We start from the raw sequence: 21,332 nt of genomic DNA, 5'->3' as shown, positions 1-21,332 counted from the left end.
CTTAGTTTTTAGTATTTGTTTTTTTAGAGTGTTGTTGCTTTGCTGCTTTTTTTGCAAGATTATTATCTGTTAGCAAATCACTTTCAGCAACAATACGCCATTCATCTTTCATTTTCTGAAATATCAAATAGGAAGGATAGTCTTTCGTTTTTTGGTTTATTGTAACACTTTTCACAAACGAACACTTAGCCCTCTCCCCATTCTGCTGAATACTAATAGTTCCTTTTATTTGCTGATAATAGTCGGGTTTAGCTTTTAGATAAGCCATTTTCTTATCAATACACTTATCTTTATTATTAGCCTCGCCATAGAGCAATACATCATCAGCATACAAATCACTAAAGGTATACAGCCCCCTTTCGTTATGAGCTTTATTCCACTTCTTTACAAGTCCTTCTAATTCTTGATTATCTTCACCAAAACCTTCCGAGCTGTAAGGTTTGTTGTAGATGTTTGCTGTAACAATCTCCTCTGCATTACTATTAAAGCTCCACAATAACAATAATAATATATATAGTATTTTATTCATAAACCATCAATTTTCATACATCATTCAAAATCACTATAATATTACAAAGGCTTTTATACAAAAAGCTTTTCTTGGAAGTCCTGCCTCAATTTATTCAATTTATAAGCAAGGCTTGCATTGTACTGTACATCCCCCACACGCAAGATAAAGCCCCCTATAATATGCTCATCTACTTTGTTTTCAAGTGTCATATGAGGATTCTTAGTAAGACTTATCACTTTTTGAAGCATTTCCCCCTTTAGTTTTTCATCTAATGGCAGTGCCGTAGTTACCACCGCTATTTCGTTATGCTTATAGCTGTTATACTGTATGATAAAGTTACCTGCTATATGTCCTAACATTGGCAAACGCCTATTCTCAATCAGTAAGTCTAACAAACGCTTTACTTGTGGTGATATAGTTGTAAAGACTTTCTCCAATACACTTCGCTTCACCGTAGTTTTTACTATAGGCGAAATAAGCATACGCTCTAAGTCTTTATGTTCTTTTATAGTTTTATTTATCAAACTCATATCTTGGAATACCACCTCGAGCGCATTTTGCTCAATAGCATATTCCAGCAAAGCTTTGGCGTATCTGTTTGCAGCTCTCAATCCGTACATAGTTTTCAGCTTAGTTTAAAGTTACGTCCTTTAAATAGTTATTGATAAGTACTGTTTGTTTTTTAGTATCAACAAGCTCATTTATCATTATTTTTTGTGCCATTTCTATTGAAAGAGCAGCTATTTGATCTTTTAGTTGGGCTAATGCTACTTTTTTCTCACTATCAATTAGATCTTTAGCCTGTTTTATAAGCTTATCACCTTCGCGTTGTGCCTCTTCTTTAGCCTCAGCCACAATTTTATCTTTCATTTCACGAGCTTCTTTCAGCATCAAATCGCGTTCTACACGCGCGTCTGCAAGCAATCGCTCGTTATTAGCCTTCAAATTTTGCATTTCTTTTTTAGCCTCTTCAGCAGCTTCCAAAGCACTGTTGATAGATGCCTCGCGCTCCTTTACCGATTTCATTATAGGCTTCCAAGCATATTTAGAAAGCAAAAATAACAAAATTAGAAAGGTGATAGTATTCCAAAATAATAAACTCTCAGGATGTGCTAAATTCATTTTATTTAGTTATTAGTTATTAGTCATTTGTTAATAGTAAAACCACCTTACAACCAACCGTTATAAGGTGGTTTTTCATTGATTTACTTGTTAGTAATTAGAGCTACGATTACCGCGAAAAGAGCAACCCCTTCTATCAAAGCGGCAGCAATAATCATTGCGGTTTGGATTTTTGAGGTAGCTTCTGGCTGGCGTGCAATAGCTTCCATTGCTGAACCACCAATTTTACCAATCCCAATTCCTGCTCCAAGTGCTGCTAAACCAGCACCAATACCTGCTAAAATCATATATAAAAATTTAAATGTTTACGTATTATTTTAATGATGTTCTTCTTCCACCGCATTTCCTATAAATAGTGCCGATAACAACGTAAATACATACGCCTGCAATACAGCCACCAACAGCTCCAATGTACTGATGAACAAAGAGAACAATATAGAAACAGGCGATACCCACACTGTTTTAAAGATAAATATAAGCGATAGCAAACTGAGTATAATGATGTGCCCTGCACTCATATTGGCAAACAAACGCACCATTAAGGCAAAAGGCTTTGTAAATATACCAATAATTTCTATAGGAATCATTATGGGCAACAAAAGCGGTGGAACACCAGGGGTAGCAAAAATATGTTTCCAATAATTCTTATTACTACTAAATAGCGTAATAAGAAGCGTAAATACAGCTAATACTGCGGTAAATAGAATATTATTAGTAACTGTTGCTGCAAAAGGGAAGAAAGGTATTAGCCCAAATAAGTTTGCTATCCATATAAGGAAGAAAACAGTCAGCAAGTAAGGCATATAACGCATATAATATTTCTCGCCTATATTAGGAATTGCAATCTCATCGCGTATATAAAGCACTAAAGGCTCTAATAAGCCTGCCATTCCTTTGGGTGCTTTGGGATTCTTCTTGTACGAACGAGCCATAGAAGTAAACAAAACTACCAATAACACTGAAATGAGTAACAGCGAAAATACATTTTTTGTAATTGAAAAGTTTACCGGACGAGCATTCGTTACCTTCCCTTGTTCATTAAAAGCAACCGTACCATCTTCATTGGCATAGTAAATATCTTCTTTATAGCGCACAAAGCGTTGTCCGTCTTTCTCTACCACTACTTTTCCTTCATTATCGTGGTGAAATTCACTCGACAAAAAAGTTACTAGCCCATTATCAGTATATAAGATAATAGGTAGAGGCATTGCATAGCTATGCCCATTGTAATCGAATAAATGGAAATCGTGACTGTCACCCGTATGCCCATCAATCAAATCGTTGATGTTAAAAGGCTTATCATCTTGTGAGGCTGAAGCATTGCCCACCAAAGGAAATAATGCTATTAAAAATAAAGTGATATACGTAATACAATTTTTCACTTTCATTACTTTTGTTGTTTTTACTTGTGCAAAAATATGGCTTTATTTTCTAATTAAAAAATTTTTAGGGTACTTTTTATGTTAAATTTTTATGATTATTTTATATTTTGCTGATAATCAATTATTAGTAATCTTAAATTTTATTTTCGTATCATTTCTTTTTTTACCTTTCAGCTTTCATTTTGCGCTTAAAACAATAGTTTTTTCTTTTTATAGCTATAGTTGAGGATTTTTTGAATTACTTTTCAAACAGTCGTTGTGTGAGGCATAATTATAAAAAAAGACTGCCAAAAGCTGACAGTCTTTTTTATAATGTAATAACATTTTTTACATCATTCCTGGCATACCACCGCCCATTGGTGGCATTGCAGGAGCTTTGTCGTCTTTAATGTCTACCAAAGCACATTCTGTAGTAAGTATCATTCCTGCTACTGATGCAGCATTTTCAAGTGCTACACGAGTTACCTTTTTAGGGTCGATGATACCTGCTTTGAACATATCGCAATAGTTGTCGGTTTTAGCGTTGTATCCGAAAGCATCTCGTGATGATTCAAGTACTTTTGCTACTACTACTGAACCTTCTACACCTGCATTTTCTACAATAGTACGCAAAGGAGCTTCTAAGGCTTTTAGTATAATTTTCATACCTGTTTCCTCGTCAGTATTTGCAGGTTTTAGCTTAGCCAAAGCACCTTTAGCACGGATAAGCGCAATACCACCACCTGCTACAATACCTTCTTCTACAGCAGCACGTGTTGCGTGAAGCGCATCGTCTACGCGGTCTTTTTTCTCTTTCATTTCCACTTCAGATGCTGCACCTATATATAGTACAGCTACCCCACCTGAAAGTTTTGCCAAACGCTCTTGTAGTTTTTCGCGGTCATAATCAGATGAAGTATTTTCTATTTGTGCTTTTATTTGTGCTGCACGCGCTTTGATATCTTCTGATTTTCCAGCACCGTTCACAATTGTAGTATTATCTTTGTCAATAGATACTCTTTCGGCAGTACCAAGCATATCTATAGTAGCGTTTTCAAGGGTAAAGCCTCTTTCTTCTGCAATTACTGTACCTCCTGTAAGGATAGCAATATCTTCAAGCATTGCTTTGCGGCGATCGCCAAAGCCAGGAGCTTTTACAGCTGCAATACGTAGCGTACCACGTAGTTTGTTTACTACAAGAGTAGCCAAAGCTTCACCATCAATATCTTCAGCAATAATCAACAAAGGTTTTCCTGATTGTGCTACAGGCTCTAGTACAGGTAGCAAATCCTTCATAGTAGAGATTTTTTTGTCGTACAACAATATGTACGGACGATCAAGCTCTGCTACCATTTTTTCAGAATCTGTTACAAAGTAAGGAGATAGGTAACCGCGATCAAACTGCATACCTTCTACTACATCCACATAAGTATCAGTACCTTTAGCTTCTTCAACAGTGATAACCCCCTCTTTACCTACTTTTTCAAACGCTTGCGCAATAAGTTCGCCTATTGCATCATCGTTATTAGCCGAAATAGAAGCTACTTGTTTAATTTTTTCAGAAGAAGAACCTACTTCTTTAGCTTGTTTAGCAAGGTTTTCGATGATTTTAGCCACAGCTTTATCAATACCGCGCTTCAAATCCATAGGGTTAGCCCCAGAGGCTACGTTTTTAAGACCTTCTTTTACGATAGCTTGTGCCAAAACAGTAGCGGTAGTAGTACCATCACCTGCAAGGTCGTTGGTTTTAGAAGCAACTTCTTTCACCATTTGAGCTCCCATATTTTCAAGAGCGTCTTCCAATTCTATTTCCTTAGCTACGCTCACCCCGTCTTTAGTAACTTGTGGTGAACCAAATGATTTGCTAATAATTACGTTGCGCCCTTTAGGACCCAATGTTACTTTTACAGCATTTGCCAAGGCATCAACCCCACGTTTTAAGCCTTCGCGCGCTTCAATATCAAATTTAATATCTTTTGCCATTTTTCTTATTCTGTTTTTTTGTTAGTTTAGATAACAGCAAGAACATCATTCTCACGCATTATCAAATAGTCTTTACCTTCTAATTTTAGTTCAGTGCCTGCATATTTTCCATAAAGCACCACATCACCTACTTTTAGGGTTACAGGGTTATCTTTAGTACCAGCACCCACAGCCACTACTGTACCTTTTTGGGGTTTTTCTTTTGCTGTATCGGGGATAATAATCCCTGATGCTGTAGTAGTTTCGGCTACGGCAGGTTCTATCACTACCCTATCTGCCAATGGTTTAATATTCAATTTTGCCATTATTCTTGTTATTTTTTATTTTGTTATTATTGTTTTATTGCCACGTTATGCAATCAACTTATTACCAAAATTGTGCCACGCTCATTTTACTGACATTTTGTCAGTTTAATTTCCTGTTTGAGATGAAGTGGCAGGGGTTGCAGGAGCTGCATTGCCATTATTGGCAGGAGCTTGTGTATTTTCAATAGGGTTTGTTGCAGGTAAATTGCCGTCTAACAATTTAGAATCGGCATTTACGCCTGTATTTCCTTGCAAAAGAGTATTAGCTATCAAGATAAGGGCACCAAGAGCAATTGCAAATGTCCAAGTGCTGCGTTCAAGGAAGTCGCCTGTTTTCTTTACCCCTCCTACTACTTGTGTATTGCCACCAAAGGTAGAAGAAAGTCCGCCTCCTTTAGGGTTTTGTACCATTATTACCAAAGCAAGTAGCAAGCATACGGCTACTATCAAAATTAAAAAGATGTTGAATACTGTCATTGTTATAAATTATTTTGTTGTAGTTTTTTGATTTTTTCTATTTCGGCTGCAAAGTAAGCACTTTTTTTTGGATTTTTCAAAATTAATATTTGATATGCTTGTATTGCTTGTTTGTATTTACGCTGATTTACATACACTTGCGCCAAAGTTTCTGTCATTAATTGTTTTTCATCGGTCTTAACCTCATCAGCTAAATTCACATTGGAGACGTAATCTTTTGAGGGTTCTATTTTAGGATTGGTCTCTAAGAATTTATCAATAATTTTAAACTTCTCGGCTACATTTTCATCTTTGTATTGGGTGGGTGGTGGTGTGGGGGTAATTGTATCGGTGCGATTCATCCAGCTTGGCTGGGTATTTTCGGCTTCTTCCACACTTTTTTTAGGAACGAATATATCTGCTAATTCACGATGATTAATGAGTTCATCGGGGAATATATCTTCTTGAAAGATAGGATCGGGCAATTTAGGGCGAAAAGTACGCGGTTCGCTTTCTATATAACTCACTTGTGGTGGTGTATGCTCGTTTATCGTAGGGTCTTTTCGCTCGTGAGCCTTACTAATACGTTGAAAATCACTGCTTATATCAGTAAATCGGGAAATATCGCTTTTTGAATTGATAAAATTGAACAATATTGTGCGATTTGTAACGTGAACAGCCGCCAATTTCAGTGCCTTATGGTATTTGTAATCACCTTCGGTGTGCAACATTTTGAGCTGTAATACTCTGGCTGCCTGAAAATAAGGATATTCTTTCACTATCTCATCAAGTTCTTGCATTTGCTTGTAATTGATGGTGTGAGGTTCTTTTATAATATGTATAAATTCAGCTACTGTCATTACCAATCGGCTAATGATGCATTAAAAATATCTTGTGTAATACGTTCAAATATCTGTGGGATAGCCTCCCTTTTCACACTATTGAACTGTGCGGCAGCAGGATAATCGTAATAAAACGAAAAGCGTTTTTCAAAATCTTTTTTTTCTTCCGTATTATTAGTGAAACGCACTTTCACAGCAATGGTAAGTCGGTTTTGAGCAGCTGTCTGTCCTGCTGTAGCAGTCATTGGTGTAATGTTAAATTCTACTATTTCGCCCTCATATACCAAGTCGCCATTGCGGTCGGTAAGGCTTAAGTTGGTTTGGTTGTTTATGAGGTCTTGTAAGGCTATTGTAAAATCTCGGTCGAGACCAGGTTCTACCAAAGGCGCTTCATTTCTGAAAAAATTTACTTGAAAGGTTTTAGCATCGCCCGTGCTACCTCCTGTAAAGTTGTAGATACCACAACTTGACAACAGTAAAAATCCAACAGCAATAAGGGCGTTTCTAAAATTTTTCATCACTATTAATTTTTTTCTTTAAGCATTGGAACAAATTGAAATTCGCCATAGTCTGTTTTGTGAAATTCTTTTTCTGAGACACGTTCGTATAGTGTCATCACCTGCGACCCCTCCCCTATTGGGATAACCATTCGTCCGCCTACTGCCAATTGCGAAAGCAAATCTTGTGGCACATAGGGCGCTCCTGCTGTTACTAATATTCTATCAAAAGGGGCTATTTGGGGCAATCCTTTATAGCCATCGCCAAAGTATAAATGGGCTCTTCGGTTTATTAGTTTGGGCAATAGTAGTTGCGTTTGCTTAAAAAGTTTATACTGGCGCTCAATACTATAAAGCCGTACGCCAAGGTAAAGCAGTACGCTACTTTGGTAGCCACTGCCTGTGCCTATTTCTAATACTTTATGTCCTTGTTGCACTTGCAGTAGTTCTGTTTGGAAAGCTACTGTATAAGGTTGCGAAATGGTTTGGTCTTCATCTATTGGCAAAGCCTGATCTTTATAAGCATAGTCTTCAAAACCCAAGTCGATATATAAATGTCGTGGAATTGCTCTTATGGCTTCTAAAACTCTGGCATCTTTTATGCCTTTTTCTTTTAATAATGCTACCAATTGATTGCGCTGCCCTTGATGTTTGAGTGTGTCATTCAGTGGTTGCATCATCAATTATATTAATTTCAATACAAAATAGTTCTTTTTACCTCGTTGTAACAGCACAAATTTGCCATTAATGATATCTTTTTCGCCTACTATATAGTTTTCGCCTACTTTTTCTTTATTTACAGCTATAGAATTTTCTTTCAAAGCTCGTCTTGCTTCTGAATTTGAAGCTATAAAACCTGTTTTTGCTGAAAGTACTCCTATCATATCTATTCCTGCAATTACATCGGCTTTGGGCAATTCGGCTTGTGGCACTCCTTCAAAGACATCTAAGAAGGTTTGCTCGTCTAATTGCTTCAAATCGTTGGAGGTAGAATTACCAAAAAGTATTTGTGAAGCTTTTTTCACCTTTTCCAAGTCGTCTTGGCTATGTACCAATACAGTCAGTTCATCGGCTAATTTGTTTTGCAAAACGCGCAAATGAGGTACTTGGTTGTGCTGGGCAATGAGTTCCTCGATAGTTTCTTTGCTCAGCATTGTAAATATTTTGATATAGCGTTTAGCGTCTTCGTCTGAGGTATTCAGCCAATATTGATAGAATTTATAAGGTGATGTTTTTTCGGGGTCGAGCCATACGTTCCCTCCTTCACTTTTACCAAATTTAGTGCCATCGGCTTTGGTGATGAGTGGGCAGGTAAGAGCATAGGCTTTGCCAGAGGCAATGCGCCTAATGAGTTCGGTACCTGTGGTGATATTTCCCCATTGGTCGGAACCTCCCATTTGCAAGGTCAGTCCTTTTTCTTGATAGAGGTGCAAGAAGTCATAGCCTTGTAGTAGCTGGTATGAAAATTCGGTAAATGACATTCCGTCAGTATTTTCGTTGGGGTCGAAACGTTTTTTTACAGAATCTTTAGCCATCATATAATTGACGGTGATATGCTTGCCGATGTCGCGTATGAAGGAAAGGAATGAAAAATCTTTCATCCAATCGTAGTTGTTTACCAACTCGGCACGATTATCAGCCTCGCTTTCAAAGTCGAGGAATTTGGCTAATTGTTTTTTTATACCTTTTATATTATGAGCTAAAGTTTCTTCTGTGAGCAAATTGCGTTCTACTGATTTTCCTGAAGGGTCGCCAATCATTCCTGTGGCGCCTCCTACTAGTGCATAAGGTTTATGCCCACAATTTTGGAAGTGTCGCAACATCATTACTCCTACTAAGTGCCCTATATGCAGAGAGTCTGCAGTAGGATCAATTCCCACATAAGCAGCGCGCAACGCCTCTAATAAGTGTTGTTCTGTTTCAGGCATAATATCCTGAATCATACCTCGCCATCGCAATTCTTCTACAAAATTCTTCATTAGTTTTACCTCGTTTTTAAAAAAATTTGTGCAAAGGTACGAAAATAATGTTTAATGAACAATGATTGATGATTAATTTTCTTTTTTTGGCTAGTGCGATCTGCATTAGTGATTGTTTATCCTTCGTCACATACTCGGCTGTGCCAGCTCGCCGACTTTCCTTCGCTTATCCTTCGCTCATCCTTCGCTCATCCTTCGCTCAACCTTCGCTGAAAATAGGAAATAAAAAGGAGGAGTTATCTCACATACAAAAATCCTTGTTTTGCTTCTTCTTTGCCGTTTTTGTAGTATCTAACGATATAAAAATAGGTTCCTGCTAATGATTTGTTTCTTCCTATCACGCCTTGCACATTAGGATAACCTCTAAACACTTCGCCATATTCTTGATAATGATGGCTTTCGTATACTTTTAATCCCATTTCATCAAAAATAACTACTGAAATGGCAGTATTAGCATCTGTATTATCTATACGGAAATAGTTTTCGGAATTATTTTCTAAAGATACACCATTATATACTACGACTTCTTCTTTTTCTGAAGTTTTGACTACCTTGATATTTATGGTTTGGGTATGGCTGCGCTCATTGCCACATACATCACGGGCTACCCAATGGTAAATAACTTTTGTTAGTTTTCCATCGGTATATTCTTCTTCTTGAGTACGTTTAACTGTTGGAGCACCTGCACAACCATCTTCTGCCGAAATACTTTGTTGTGTAGGAATCTGTTCGTTTTCATCTATTGTAATATCTTGTGGCAAATCGCCTACAAAAGTAGGTGGCACGTCATCCCATACTTTAATAGTTTGTGTGTGAGTAAGGGTACTGCAACCATCGGTAGCAGTAAAGATACGCAATAGGGTAAAACGATTGAGGCATTGTACAGCTGTTTTCTGCTCTTGCACACGATAACTCACACTTGCACAGCCTCCTGTAGTAGTAGGTGTTACCACAGCTGGCACTTCTTTGGCACAACTAAGGTTAAGGTCGTGAGGTAAGGTTGAAGCTACAAATGCTAAGGGTTCATAAGTAGGTACAAGGCTGTCGTCTTTTTCAATAGTAAAGCCTCCTGTTTTAGGATTATAATCTGTAAGCGCAAACGCCAACCCCTCTATTACCTCTACTTTTAGCACTGCTTTAGATGTATTGATATTAGGCAAAGTAACCTCTTCGGCACCATCATTTGCTGTTTCGGCTAAAACAATATGCTTAAACGTTTTCCCTAAATCATCTGATAGTAACACACGCACTTTTGTATCTGCAAAAATAGCGGTGTCAACCTTCCATTGTAGCGAGATTTTCTCACCCCCTTTGTATTTATTTTTAGGGGTAGTGGTGATTTCAAAAGGCGTTCCCTCTTTTACAGTAACTTTTGTTTCTGCCAAATCGTATTGCACTATATAATCGGCAGATTGTTGAGGTTGTGCATCACTTACCCCCAACCAAAAGGTAAAAGTACCTGTGGTTTGGTGTACCAAGCCACTATTGGCTACTGCTGTACCCGAATCATTATATTCTTTTTTAATAGTAACTGGGTTGGCGATAGTAGGTTTGTAAATAGTGTATTGGGTTATAGGGGTTTCGTCAGCATTGCGTACATTGTGCTGATTTACAGCATATAGCAGTTGCTCGCTATCGGGGTCGGTAGCGGGAATATAAAACTGGAAGAAAGTGCCTTTCGGAATCGTATAATGACTTTTGAGTTTGTTGTGGTCTATACGAGGGGCTTGAGTAGTAAAGGTTTTATCGTGGGCTTTTGTTGGTACTTCTGTCAATCGTTTGCGTATGCGCTCTATGCTGGAAAGTGAAAAGAAATCACGCGGACTGCCATAGCTCATCACCGAAGTACCACTCCCCTGCTCTGTTTTTTCGCTATCATAGGCAGTTGAACCTTTATGGCTGCTAAAAGTGTGTCTACCGCCAAATAGGTGTCCTATTTCGTGTGCTATAACTTCTTTGGTAAGTACGGCTACGGCATCAGCTTTGGTATTAGGCTGATAAACTCCTTCAATATACGCCAATCCTCTTGTGCCTTTATTCAATGAGCTGGTATATACAAGAGAAATACCCACATCATAACTATTTTCGCCAATAAGTTCTCCGATAACACGAGTTGAATTACTCATCACATAATCGGCACGATGGGTTCTTCTGAAGGTTTCTTTTGCTTCATCTTTGATAATAAGGCGTTCATCTTTTAACACTTCAAAACGCACTCCTAAATCGCGCAGGTATATTTCGTTGAGAAAGTTTTCAGTATCTGCCCAAAAGGTTTCTACTTTTTCTAGCTTTTCTTTGAAGTGCTCTGTAGTGAATGTGCTATAAGGGATGTGCATTGCCAATCGGTATACTCTTAGCACTTGGGTATTAGCAATCTTTGGTTGCGCTTGTTTGGCAGCTAAAATAGGTCTTGCGTAAAGATTGTGTTGTTCTTCCTTATCTTGATTGCCGCAGATACCTTCTTCATCTTTATAAAATACTAACTGCCCTTTACTATCGGAAATTTCGTATGAAATTCCTTGATAATTAAAACTCCCCGAAACAGACTTTCCAACTGAAAGGGTAGCTACAAAGTTGCCATTGTGGTACCCTACAAAACTTTTAATTCCTTTTTTCGCAAACGAAGTAGGGCGTTCTTGCCATTGAATGTCAATTCCCTGCTGTGCTGATACTGCTTTTAGCCATTTATCTGCTTCATTTTGTGCTTTTCCGAAGAAAACACATCCTATTAATAACCCTATTGTGATAATATTCCTCATAATTTTTTGTTTTTTTAGTTTTTTATCTTTTACACCACTCCATTCATTTCTTTTATTAACGGACTATAATAATGCACTACTTTATCCATAACAGAAAGTCGTGCCATATCATTTATACCATATAGCATTTTTTCTTCTTGTAAATACATTGCTATTTTTTGATTTAATAACTCCTTTTCTTCAGCGTTATTAGTTTCATCTATTTGTTTAATAGTTCTTACTTTCAATGACCCTACAATTTGTAGAGCTGTATCTAAACTAATGGGTTCTTTCATAGTTCATCCTCTTTTTAATTACTTATTCATCACTATAATAAAACTAGTCTTCCCTGCTATTTCCAAAGTATCTCCTAAAACTATTTCTTTTCCTGATATTATCTCTTTACCCTTCAAAAATCCCGCCAAACTCTCTGCAAAGCGGTTCAGCTGTAGTGTTTGCGGCTTTTCGCTGTTGTTGAGCACTACCATTACCGTCTCAGTATCGTTGTAGCGAAAATAGACATACACTTCGTTTTCAGGCAAATATTGCTTAGTTTTACCATAGTGAATCACAGCCTTATCCTTACGCCAGTTAAAAAGCTGAGCGGTAAAATTGTAATATTCATTTTGAGTAGCTGTACGCCCAGCAGCAGAGAAAGCGTTTTGCGAATCACCTTGCCAACCACCAGGGAAATCTTGCCGTATATGACCATCGCCTTTGCTCTTATCGCCAGCCATACCTATCTCGCTGCCGTAGTACAATTGCGGAATACCGCGTGCTGTAGCCAAAAGGGTGATAGTGAGCTTGTAATCGGCTATTTTAGGATATACTTGATTGACACGTGCGGTATCGTGGTTTTCAGCAAATATAAGTACATTATTAATATCTTTATAGAGAAAATCATTTGCAAAATTGTCATACAGCTGTATCATACCCTTATCCCACGAGGGAGCTGAGCGAAATGCTTCGCCTATCGCATTAAAAAGCGGAAAATCCATCACAGTAGGCAGATAAGTATTGTAGCTCTGTATCGCACTTATAGGACTGTCTTTTTGCCAATACGACACCTGAGCACTTTGGTTGAGCCATACCTCGCCCATAATATTAAAGTAAGGATACTCATTCATAATCGTTTTTGTCCATTTAGCGATGCCCTCTTTGTCGTTGTATGAATAGGTATCTACGCGCAGCCCATCAAGGTCAGCGTATTCTATCCACCAGATAGCATTCTGGGTGAGGTAGTTAAGCACCAAAGGGTTGGCTTGGTTTAGGTCGGGCATAGAGGGGGCAAACCAGCCTTTTTCGCAGTATTTTTTATCCCATTCGGAAGCATTGCTATCCATTTGGGTACTCATACGGAAAGTACTCTGTCCGTACCCTGGGAACTGATGCAACCAATCGTAGCAAGGCAAGTCTTTCACCATCCAATGCTGACTGCCCCAGTGGTTCGTTACATAGTCTTTAATGAGCTTCATACCCCGCTTGTGCAAAGCTGCTGATAGCTGTATATATTCCTCATTCGTACCATAGCGAGGGTCTATTTTATAGACATCGGTTTGGGCATAAGTGTGATACGAATGTTGCAGTTCGTTATCCTCACATAAGGGCGTATGCCATATAGCCGTAGCCCCTAAGGATTGTATATAGTCCAAATAGTTGATAATCCCCTGAATATCACCTCCGTGTCTGCCGTCAGAAGCCTCTCGGTTCAATTTATCAGCAAGAGCCAAATGCGAATTGTTATCGGGATTACCATTGGCAAAACGATCGGGCATCAGCAAGTAAATCATATCAGAGCTATCGAAGCCTTTACGAAGGGCAGAGCCCTCGCGCCTGCTTTTCAGCGGATAAGTTACTGAGGCTACTTGCTTCTTTTTATCAAAAAGAGAAATATGGTAATTACCTCCTTTTTTAGTTTTGGTATCTACTGTAACAAACAGATAATTAGGGTTTTCAGTTTTCAATACATTGATGATAGGCAAATCACTTTCTACGCGGTATTGCGCTATATTTTTGCCATAGAGCAATACTTGTACCTCAGCGTATTGCATTCCTTCCCACCAAAACGGCGGTTCTACGCGCTCTATTTGAGCGTGTGTATTAAAAAAAGTAAATAGTCCCATAAGGATAATAATGTGTTTCATTGTTAAATAGATAAATTGCAATTTGATAATAAAAGCCTACCTTAATCATTACAAGGCAGGCTTTGTTTGTTTTAAAATAAAGGTTTTTGCTTAGTACTTCTAAAATCAATAATCCAAATAGTAGTTTCTTCCTCTATAATCCTATAATAAAGAGCAAACTTACCTTTAAAAAAGATTTTAAGATATAAATTTATTTTCTCACTATAATATTTTTTTTGGTAAGGATTCTCTTGTATTTCTTTCAAAGCTTTTTCTGTCTCTACAATAATTTTATTAGAATAGGTTTCAGAATCATTACGTTCTGTCCAATAATCAAGAGTATTGAATAGTGCTAATTTAGCGTTTATTGTCCATTTTGTTTTCATATATCCGCTGTCTTGCTTCTCTAAAAACCTCCTCACTATCTATTAGCATTCCTTTTTGGGCTTGTGCTATTGATTTTTCTAATCTTGCTATATCCTCTACTGACAAATCATCATAAAAATCATAGTTTTTTTCTTCTATGATCTCTGTATGTGCTTTAAACTTCTCTAATATTGTTTTGATAATAGGAAAATCTAAAACACTTACTTCTGATTGAAATCTTATAACTCCTGTTTGCATATCTCTATATATTTTGGGCAAAGATAGTTATTTTTTTTCAAATGAGTGGTATATTCTACGCTTTTTTATCAGCGATTTCGAGTAGTATGGGGCAATGGTCGCTGTGGTGGGCTTCGGGCAAAATGAGGGCGCGGGTCATACGATTTTCTAAAGGGGTGGCGACTAAATGATAGTCTATTCGCCAGCCTTTATTGTTGTTGCGCGCATTGGCTCTATAGCTCCACCACGAATATTGATGGGGCTCTTTGTGAAAATAACGAAAACTATCTATAAAACCGCTTTTCATAAAGGCATCAATCCACGCTCGCTCTACAGGCAAAAAACCTGATACAGTGGCATTGCGCACGGGGTCGTGAATATCAATTGCTTGGTGACAGATGTTGTAATCGCCGCAGATTACTAAATTGGGTACTTTCTTTTTTAGCTCATCGATATATTTCTGAAAGTCGTCCATAAAAGTGAGCTTAAAATCTAACCTATCGGGGTTGGTACCTGAAGGCAGGTATAGGCTCATTACTGAAACATCTTCAAAATCAGCACGTAGCACACGTCCTTCTTTGTCCATATAGTCAATTCCAGTACCTACTTCTACGTGTTTGGGTGCTATTTTTGAAAGAATTGCTACTCCGCTATAGCCTTTTTTTTCGGCGCTGTGATAATACTGGTGAGTATAGCCTAATTGGGTAAATACTTCGGTGGGTATTTGCGTTTCTAAAGCCTTTATTTCTTGCAGGCATAACACATCGGGGTTGGCTGATTGCAACCATTGGGCGAAGCCTTTGGTGAGGGCTGCCCTGATGCCATTTACATTATAACTGATAATTTTCATTAGTAACCTGTTCCTTTTTCTCCTTTTAAAATTGCAATACCATTGGAAGTTCCTATGCGTTCTACTCCCAGATTTACGTACTGCATAGCTGTTTGGTAATCGCGTATACCGCCAGAGGCTTTTACTTTTGCCTTGTGCTGTACGCATTCTTTCATAAGTGCTACATCGGCGAGGGTGGCTCCTGCTGAGCCAAAGCCTGTAGAGGTTTTCACAAAATCGGCTTGTGCCTCGAGCGCTAAGCGGCAAGCCAATCGTTTTTCATCATCGGTAAGATAGCAGGTTTCTAAAATTACTTTTAGCACGCGGTTCTCGCCAACGATGTTTTTAAGTGTTTTTATTTCTTCTAATACTTTATCGACTTTGCCGGACTTGAGTAGCCCTACGTTTAGCACCATATCAATTTCGTCTGCTCCATCGGCTATTGCTTGATTTGTTTCAAAGTATTTAGCTTCAGCAGCCATTGCTCCTAAGGGAAAACCTACCACGCTGCAGACTTTGACATTGGTACCTGTTAAAAAATTCTTTGCTGTAGCTACATAGCCACTATTTACACACACTGAATAGAAGTCGTAGGTTATGGCTTCTTGGCAAAGGGTTTCAATTTCAGCAATGGTAGCTGTAGTTTTCAAAAGTGTGTGATCTATAAGTTTGTTTAGTTTCATATATTGTTGTTTTTTATTAACTTTCAAAAATATAAATATTTGTGCAAATATAAGACTTTTTTTATATTTGCGCAAAATTTTTAATCTTATGGGTACGAGCCGCACGGGTTTTTATTGTTCGTCACATACTCGGCTGTGCCAGCTCGCCGACTTTCCTTCGCTCATCCTTCGCTCATCCTTCGGTGAAGGTTCGGTGGAAACATTTTTGAATTTTGAATTATGAATTGGGCAAAGCTGCAAGCTTGCGCCAGCGGGGTGCGAGCCGCACAAGCATAGATGTGGATAGGTAAATTGAGGGAATGAAGGAATATAGATGGTTTGTAGATTATTGTTTATTAAATATTGTTATGAAAATTGTACTTTCACCAGCTAAAACTATGAATTTTGAAGGGATAGTCCCTACAAAACGCTATTCGTTGCCTCTTTTTCAGCAAGAAATTTCTGAGGTGCATTCTTCGCTAAAGCCGCTATCGCCACAAGCGCTCTCGGCTTTGATGCATATTTCGCCTAAACTAGCTGACCTAAATTGGCAACGCAACCAATCGTTTACAATGCCGTTTACACCTGAAAATGCGCGTCCTGCTCTTTTTGCTTACGATGGTGATGTATATGACGGGCTGCAGGCGGCTACGCTTTCGGAGGGACACATTGAGAAGTTGCAGGGTTGCTTGCGGATACTCTCGGGGTTCTATGGTATGCTGAAGCCTTTAGACCTTATTGCGCCTTATCGGTTGGAAATGGGGATTAAATTGGCTGTTGGGGAGTGTGCTGACTTATACGCTTTCTGGAAAAATAAAATTACACAAGCTCTGAATGAAGAATTAGCACCTAATGAGCTTTTTATCAACTTGGCGAGTGAGGAATATTTTAAGGTGATTGATAGTTCGCTGCTGAAAGTGCCTGTTGTTACGCCTATATTCAAGGATTACAAGGGTGATGTGCTGAAGGTTGTGAGTTTTTATGCTAAAAAAGCACGAGGACGGATGTTGCGCTATTTGGCTGAAAACGAAATTACTTCAATAGATGACCTCAAGGGGTTTGATGCTGATGGGTATACGTATGCAGCGCATTTATCTAAGGGATATAAATTGGTGTTTATAAGGTAGTTATATAAGAAGCACTTACAATTTTGGCAAAGGTTGTAGGTAATAGCCTACGAACCTTTGCCAAAGTGTATGTAAAAAAATCGTTATGTGCTGTATTTTAGAACTTCCTTATAATTCCTATTGAAAGGTAGGGTTGTAGGTAGGTGCGTTCTATTGTTATCTTGTTTTTTTCGTAAGATCCGCCGATAACTTTAGTTCCTAATGCTATATAAGGGTGTGCGTGTAGAATAGATAATGAGGAAAAAAGTTGCACTTCGGTACCGCAGCGCATAAAAAACCAGTCGGAATAACGCTCACGGGTGGGAGAACCCATTACAAAATGAGTTTCGGAACGCAGGCTAATTTTTTCGTTTGTATAGAATCTAAAGCTGCCACTAAGCCCTATGCCCGAAGTGAAAGTTTGGGCTTTGTAAAGGAGCTCATCGCGGAAGGAAGAGTGCCCCAGCTCTAAGATAAGCCCTAAGCGAAATTTCTCGGAAAAGCTATAACCTATCCCCATATCTAAATTGATTTCGCTCATCGCTTTTTCACCACTCACAAAATTACTTCCAAAAGAAAGGTTATCGTTGTAGTAAATTCCTTTTTGTGCCAAAGCTAAATGAGTAAATAGCAAGGCAAATACTGCTAAAAGTACTTTTTTCATAGTTTTTAATTATTTATTATTTTTAGGGCGCAAAGATACAACTTAATTGTAAAAAAAAAACACTATCAATAAAAAAATTGCCAAAGGCTAAGATAATATCTTATTAACCTTTGGCAAAGTTACAATCAAATTTGTGTATATGAAAAAAAACTTCTTTATGATAATACTTCTTTTACCTTATCGGCAGCTTCTTGGAATAAGATAGCTGAATGTACCGCTAAGCCTGAATTATCAATTAATTCTTTAGCTATTTCGGCATTAGTACCTTGCAAACGCACGATAATAGGCACTTTTATTTCGTCACCCATATTTTTATAGGCATCTACAATACCTTGTGCTACACGGTCGCAACGTACAATACCGCCGAAGATATTCACCAAAATAGCCTTTACATTAGGGTCTTTCAGGATGATGCGGAAGGCAGTTTCTACACGTTTAGCATCGGCAGTTCCGCCTACATCGAGGAAGTTTGCAGGGGCGCCACCAGCTTGCTTAATCAAGTCCATTGTAGCCATTGCCAAGCCAGCACCATTTACCATACAGCCTACGTTACCATCAAGAGCCACATAGTTAAGTCCGGCAGCTTTAGCTTCTACTTCTATAGGGTTTTCTTCGCGGAGGTCTCGGTAAGCTGCATATTCGGGGTGGCGATAGAGAGAGTTATCGTCAAGTACTACTTTAGCATCTACTGCGAGAATTTTGTTATCGGAAGTTTTTAGTACGGGGTTGATTTCGAACAGACTAGCGTCTGCCGACACATAAGCTTTGTAAAGCGCAGTAACGAATTTGACCATTTCTTTTTGAGCTTCGCCTGTAAGTCCCAAATTGAATGCTACTTGTCGTGCTTGGAAAGGAAGCAAGCCTACTGCGGGGTCTATTTCTTCAGTAAAGATAAGGTGAGGTGTTTTTTCGGCTACAGCTTCTATATCCATACCACCTTCGGTAGAATACATTATCATATTCTTACCTGTAGCGCGGTTTAGCAATACCGACATATAGAACTCTGAAGGTTCGCTTTCGCCAGGATAATAGACATCTTCAGCAATAAGCACTTGGTGCACTTTTTTACCTGTAGGAGGTGTTTGAGGAGTTACGAGCATCATTCCGATGATGTTATTAGCCAAAGGTTCTACGTCTTTCAGCCCTTTAGCTAATTTTACTCCGCCTCCTTTACCTCGACCTCCAGCGTGTATTTGCGCTTTTACCACATACCACTGTGTGCCCGTTTGCTCAGTAAGCTGTTTTGCTGCCTCTACAGCTTCAGCAGGATTTTGCGCTACAATACCACGTTGTACGCGTACTCCAAAACTCGATAGGATTTCTTTTCCTTGATATTCGTGTAAATTCATACGTTGATTAATTTTAGAACTTTCGCACAAAGATAAGAACATTTTCGGAATATAAAAATTTTTTTAGTAAAAAAAAGAAAATATTTTTTTATACCTTTGCGGCTCAATTAGATAAATAATGGAAAAAGTTTATATTTTGGCTATCGAATCTTCTTGTGATGATACCTCAGCATCAGTACTTTGCAATGATAAAGTGCTTTCTAACGAAGTAGCCAATCAAGCTGTACATCAGCAATACGGGGGGGTGGTTCCGGAGCTTGCCTCACGTGCTCATTTACAAAATATAGTGCCTGTAGTGGCAACGGCTTTACAAAAAGCGGGCATCAGCAAAAGCGAACTTTCGGCAGTAGCTTTTACACGGGGTCCTGGTTTATTGGGGTCGTTATTAGTGGGTACTTCATTTGCTAAGGCAATGGCTATGGGGCTGGGCATTCCACTTATTGAGGTGAATCATATGCAGGCACACATCTTGGCGCACTTTATTGACGAAGGGCAACCTAAGCCTTCTTTTCCTTTTCTTGCTATGACTATCAGCGGCGGACATACACAGATTGTGCAGGTGAATAGTTTTTTTGATTTTCGGGTATTAGGTGAAACTTTGGACGATGCTGTGGGCGAGGCTTTTGACAAGACTGCTAAAATACTTGGGCTGCCCTACCCTGGAGGCCCGCTGATTGATAAATATGCCCAAGAGGGCAACCCTACTGCTTACTCTTTTGGCAAACCTAATATTCCTGCACTCAATTTTAGTTTTTCGGGGCTTAAGACTTCTATTTTATATTTTATTCAGAAGCAAACTGAGCAGAACCCTAATTTCATTGCTGAAAATCTTGCTGATATTTGTGCTTCGGTGCAACACACTATTATAGAGATACTGATGAAAAAACTAAAACGAGCGGCTAAAGAAACGGGCATCAAGCATATAGCTATAGGGGGTGGGGTCTCTGCTAACACAGGGATTCGCAACGCTCTGCAAGCCTTAGGGGCGCAATATGGATGGCATACTTATATACCTAAATTTCAGTATTGTACCGACAACGCTGCTATGATAGGCATTGTAGGTTATTACAAATACTTACAAGAGCAGTTTGTAGGGCAGGAGGTTACGGCACAAGCACGTTTGTCATTAGGCAGGTAGTGGGGAAGAACTATAAATTATGAATTTTGAATTTTGAATTTTGAATTTTGAATTGGTAGGATGGCTGGAATTGGCAATTAAAAATAAAACTAAAATTTCTTTGGTAGGTTAAAAAAAATATAGTACTTTTGCAGCGTAAAAATGCAAAGGCGTTTTGTTTATAGTTGCCCTTTTACACAAGCAGTAAAACAGGCACTTAAAAAGCGAACTACACAAGCCTCTTCCAAGCGGAGAGGCTTTTTTGTATTGGTGGGTGATGTGTGGTGAGCAGAGATTTTTATGATTTAGATTGTAATAGCAGGAGATTGTGTAAAAATATTTTTGCAGAAAAATTTGTTTATAAGTATATAATTATATACCTTTGCATTATGAAAACTAAGTAAAACTATATGAAGTCAAGTGAGTTACACCGGCTTATCATTGAAAATGGTTGGATACTGATACGAGTAGCTGGTAGCCATTATATCTATCAGAAAAATGATAAAACATATCCTGTTCCTTATCACGGAAGCAAAGAGGTAGGGAAAGGGCTTGAGAAAAAAGTAAAAAAAGAAATGGATTTATCCTAAAAACATTATATCATATGAAAAATATTACCATTATTATAGAACGTAGTAGTGATTTTTATTGGGCTTATGCTGATAATATAGAGGGCATAAGTGCTGGAGGCAAGACTGTACAAGAGGCTAAAGATGGTATTTTGGAAGTAATTGCCCTACAAAAAGAACTTGGTAATTTTCCTTATACTGACTATATCCTTACTTATAAATACGACACTGAAAGTGTTTTGCAATATTTTAAAGGTGTAATAAGCAATCCTGCTTTTGAGCGACTTACAGGTATCAATCAGAAACTTATTCACCAATACGCCGTAGGGCTAAAAAAACCACGTGCTGCTCAACGTCAAAAAATACAAGAAGGACTACATAAATTAGGTGCTGAATTGCTTAGTATACAATTATAAAAAAGCTCTCAATAAAAGTCTTTGATGTTTTTTTGAATTTAAAAACTAAAATTTCTTTGGTAGATTAAAAAAATATAGTACTTTTGCAGCGTAAAAATGC

25 protein-coding genes are annotated in these 21,332 nt (G+C 38.3%); 4 read left to right on the top strand and 21 right to left on the bottom strand.

Going from position 1 to position 21,332, the window contains the following annotated elements:
- Position 1: 1 nt before the first annotated feature.
- The 19 genes from HMPREF9075_RS09980 to deoC form a co-directional block, all read right to left on the bottom strand.
- Positions 2-529 carry a hypothetical protein gene (locus tag HMPREF9075_RS09980; RefSeq protein ID WP_009416461.1) on the bottom strand — a complete coding sequence of 176 codons (528 nt, stop codon included), beginning with the start codon at positions 527-529 and terminating at the stop codon, positions 2-4.
- Between the two features lie 53 nt (positions 530-582).
- A complete protein-coding gene (gene atpH, locus HMPREF9075_RS09975; RefSeq protein WP_009416460.1) occupies positions 583-1,131 on the bottom strand; it encodes an ATP synthase F1 subunit delta in 549 nt (182 codons plus the stop codon).
- A 10-nt stretch (positions 1,132-1,141) separates the two neighbouring features.
- Positions 1,142-1,633: a F0F1 ATP synthase subunit B gene (locus HMPREF9075_RS09970; RefSeq protein WP_009416459.1), complete on the bottom strand. Its 492-nt coding sequence runs from the start codon at positions 1,631-1,633 to the stop codon at positions 1,142-1,144.
- An 83-nt stretch (positions 1,634-1,716) separates the two neighbouring features.
- A complete protein-coding gene (gene atpE, locus HMPREF9075_RS09965) occupies positions 1,717-1,920 on the bottom strand; it encodes an ATP synthase F0 subunit C (RefSeq protein WP_009416458.1) in 204 nt (67 codons plus the stop codon).
- Positions 1,921-1,950: 30 nt separating this feature from the next.
- A complete protein-coding gene (gene atpB, locus HMPREF9075_RS09960) occupies positions 1,951-3,021 on the bottom strand; it encodes a F0F1 ATP synthase subunit A (RefSeq protein ID WP_009416457.1) in 1,071 nt (356 codons plus the stop codon).
- A 321-nt stretch (positions 3,022-3,342) separates the two neighbouring features.
- A complete protein-coding gene (gene groL / locus HMPREF9075_RS09955; RefSeq protein ID WP_009416455.1) occupies positions 3,343-4,977 on the bottom strand; it encodes a chaperonin GroEL in 1,635 nt (544 codons plus the stop codon).
- A gap of 26 nt (positions 4,978-5,003) precedes the next feature.
- Positions 5,004-5,282 (bottom strand): co-chaperone GroES, encoded by a 279-nt coding sequence (gene groES / locus HMPREF9075_RS09950; protein WP_009416454.1) that lies wholly within the window; start codon positions 5,280-5,282, stop codon positions 5,004-5,006.
- 105 nt (positions 5,283-5,387) lie between these two features.
- Positions 5,388-5,759, bottom strand: a complete 372-nt coding sequence (gene secG, locus HMPREF9075_RS09945) for a preprotein translocase subunit SecG (RefSeq protein ID WP_009416453.1) — start codon at positions 5,757-5,759, stop codon at positions 5,388-5,390.
- A 2-nt stretch (positions 5,760-5,761) separates the two neighbouring features.
- Positions 5,762-6,598, bottom strand: a complete 837-nt coding sequence (locus HMPREF9075_RS09940; RefSeq protein WP_009416452.1) for a hypothetical protein — start codon at positions 6,596-6,598, stop codon at positions 5,762-5,764.
- Positions 6,598-7,098 (bottom strand): LptE family protein, encoded by a 501-nt coding sequence (locus HMPREF9075_RS09935; RefSeq protein WP_009416451.1) that lies wholly within the window; start codon positions 7,096-7,098, stop codon positions 6,598-6,600. Before HMPREF9075_RS09935 ends, HMPREF9075_RS09940 begins: the two co-directional genes overlap by 1 nt.
- Positions 7,099-7,103: 5 nt before the next feature.
- Positions 7,104-7,754 carry a protein-L-isoaspartate(D-aspartate) O-methyltransferase gene (locus HMPREF9075_RS09930; protein WP_034557523.1) on the bottom strand — a complete coding sequence of 217 codons (651 nt, stop codon included), beginning with the start codon at positions 7,752-7,754 and terminating at the stop codon, positions 7,104-7,106.
- 6 nt (positions 7,755-7,760) lie between these two features.
- Complete coding sequence (gene tyrS, locus HMPREF9075_RS09925; protein ID WP_009416449.1) at positions 7,761-9,056, bottom strand: tyrosine--tRNA ligase; 1,296 nt, start codon at positions 9,054-9,056, stop codon at positions 7,761-7,763.
- Positions 9,057-9,292: 236 nt separating this feature from the next.
- Positions 9,293-11,815, bottom strand: coding sequence for a reprolysin-like metallopeptidase (locus HMPREF9075_RS09920; protein ID WP_009416448.1), 2,523 nt, complete (start codon positions 11,813-11,815; stop codon positions 9,293-9,295).
- Between the two features lie 29 nt (positions 11,816-11,844).
- Positions 11,845-12,090 (bottom strand): hypothetical protein, encoded by a 246-nt coding sequence (locus HMPREF9075_RS09915; protein ID WP_009416447.1) that lies wholly within the window; start codon positions 12,088-12,090, stop codon positions 11,845-11,847.
- Between the two features lie 18 nt (positions 12,091-12,108).
- On the bottom strand, positions 12,109-13,938 hold the full coding sequence (locus HMPREF9075_RS09910; RefSeq protein WP_009416446.1) for a glycoside hydrolase family 13 protein: 1,830 nt from the start codon (positions 13,936-13,938) through the stop codon (positions 12,109-12,111).
- 71 nt (positions 13,939-14,009) lie between these two features.
- A complete protein-coding gene (locus HMPREF9075_RS09905; RefSeq protein ID WP_009416445.1) occupies positions 14,010-14,303 on the bottom strand; it encodes a type II toxin-antitoxin system RelE/ParE family toxin in 294 nt (97 codons plus the stop codon).
- Positions 14,275-14,541, bottom strand: coding sequence for a hypothetical protein (locus HMPREF9075_RS09900; protein WP_009416444.1), 267 nt, complete (start codon positions 14,539-14,541; stop codon positions 14,275-14,277). The genes HMPREF9075_RS09905 and HMPREF9075_RS09900 overlap by 29 nt, the downstream gene beginning before the upstream one ends.
- 55 nt (positions 14,542-14,596) lie before the next feature.
- Entirely contained in the window at positions 14,597-15,370 is a 774-nt protein-coding gene (locus HMPREF9075_RS09895) for an exodeoxyribonuclease III (RefSeq protein WP_009416443.1), read from the bottom strand.
- Positions 15,370-16,032 (bottom strand): deoxyribose-phosphate aldolase, encoded by a 663-nt coding sequence (deoC, locus tag HMPREF9075_RS09890; protein ID WP_034557520.1) that lies wholly within the window; start codon positions 16,030-16,032, stop codon positions 15,370-15,372. The genes HMPREF9075_RS09895 and deoC overlap by 1 nt, the downstream gene beginning before the upstream one ends.
- A gap of 347 nt (positions 16,033-16,379) precedes the next feature.
- Between deoC and yaaA the strand changes: the two genes are divergently transcribed.
- Positions 16,380-17,138, top strand: a complete 759-nt coding sequence (yaaA, locus tag HMPREF9075_RS09885; protein ID WP_034557507.1) for a peroxide stress protein YaaA — start codon at positions 16,380-16,382, stop codon at positions 17,136-17,138.
- Positions 17,139-17,235: 97 nt separating this feature from the next.
- Here yaaA and HMPREF9075_RS09880 read toward each other — a convergent pair whose 3' ends face one another.
- Complete coding sequence (locus HMPREF9075_RS09880) at positions 17,236-17,781, bottom strand: hypothetical protein (RefSeq protein ID WP_009416439.1); 546 nt, start codon at positions 17,779-17,781, stop codon at positions 17,236-17,238.
- 155 nt (positions 17,782-17,936) lie between these two features.
- Positions 17,937-19,130 carry an ADP-forming succinate--CoA ligase subunit beta gene (sucC, locus tag HMPREF9075_RS09875; RefSeq protein WP_009416438.1) on the bottom strand — a complete coding sequence of 398 codons (1,194 nt, stop codon included), beginning with the start codon at positions 19,128-19,130 and terminating at the stop codon, positions 17,937-17,939.
- A 118-nt stretch (positions 19,131-19,248) separates the two neighbouring features.
- Here sucC and tsaD point away from each other — a divergent pair, with 118 nt between their 5' ends.
- The 3 genes from tsaD (at position 19,249) to HMPREF9075_RS09860 (ending at position 21,232) form a co-directional block, all read left to right on the top strand.
- Positions 19,249-20,268: a tRNA (adenosine(37)-N6)-threonylcarbamoyltransferase complex transferase subunit TsaD gene (gene tsaD / locus HMPREF9075_RS09870; RefSeq protein WP_009416437.1), complete on the top strand. Its 1,020-nt coding sequence runs from the start codon at positions 19,249-19,251 to the stop codon at positions 20,266-20,268.
- Positions 20,269-20,657: 389 nt separating this feature from the next.
- Positions 20,658-20,837: a type II toxin-antitoxin system HicA family toxin gene (locus tag HMPREF9075_RS09865; protein WP_009416435.1), complete on the top strand. Its 180-nt coding sequence runs from the start codon at positions 20,658-20,660 to the stop codon at positions 20,835-20,837.
- Positions 20,838-20,851: 14 nt separating this feature from the next.
- Positions 20,852-21,232, top strand: coding sequence for a type II toxin-antitoxin system HicB family antitoxin (locus HMPREF9075_RS09860; protein ID WP_009416434.1), 381 nt, complete (start codon positions 20,852-20,854; stop codon positions 21,230-21,232).
- Positions 21,233-21,332: the final 100 nt, after the last annotated feature.

The organism is Capnocytophaga sp. oral taxon 332 str. F0381 (genome assembly GCF_000318275.2).
Lineage (GTDB): Bacteria > Bacteroidota > Bacteroidia > Flavobacteriales > Flavobacteriaceae > Capnocytophaga > Capnocytophaga bilenii.
This window is presented reverse-complemented; position numbering and strand designations above follow the sequence as displayed.